This window comes from Streptomyces sp. AC627_RSS907 (genome assembly GCF_019049165.1).
In genome coordinates, this window is sequence record NZ_JAGMUE010000718.1 from 1 (window position 1) to 739 (window position 739).

Consider the following 739-nt stretch of genomic DNA (forward strand, 5'->3'; position numbering starts at 1 on the left):
GCCGGTAATAGACTTCGTTCTCATGCTCGTCCAGATCCATTGCGAAGTCGCATCGGTTGGCGAAACGCGGGTAGAGACCTCGAAGAGCCGGGATTCCATTCGTGCGGTGAGGCGACGTGACAAGGTAGAAGTCTCCTACAGTTTCTCTGATGCGGTGTCCGAGGTCTCCCTCTGTGACTTTGAAGAGATCCCGAGGAGTGCCTTGCGGGTGGGTTTGCAATGCTTGTATTCGGCACATGAAGACCTGAAGTTCAATAACTACCTTCTCAACCTTTCCGCCCAGGTCGGGGAGGGCTGACTTCGATGCATCCTCCCTCGGGGGCGTGGCGGCGCGGGTGGCCTTTATGCGAGCTTTGTAATTCATGTTACTTCGCATGCGAGAAAGCCTCCAAGTTCCACGTGACGTCGGAGGTGGCGCATGCTCGGGTCGCGATTCCAATGGGTGCTCCACGATTTTCTCGGAAGCAGCGAGGATTCGACCTTGGTGAACGCCGCGCAACAGGCAGGGAAAAGTCAGAAGGATCAGGCTACATCTGGGTTGTCCGGTCCAGTTGTCATGGCTTGGAAACATTAACTGGAGGCTCGGAAGTTAGGCCCTGTCTGGAACAGATGTCACCTGTGTGCGAGGGCGGAAAGGCGGTCGCCTATTCTTCCGGAATGTTGACGGGGGGCAGGTCGTCAGGAAATCCGATAAGGCAAACGAGTCTAAGGTGATTGCGGGGTTGAACCAGTTCTATGG

General features: G+C 55.8%; 1 protein-coding gene. It reads left to right on the forward strand.

Going from position 1 to position 739, the window contains the following annotated elements; translation table 11 throughout:
• Positions 1–298, forward strand: a 298-nt coding sequence (locus KUM32_RS38235; protein WP_217146421.1) for a hypothetical protein, incomplete at its 5' end; no start/stop codon positions are given.
• Positions 299–739 lie beyond the last annotated feature (441 nt).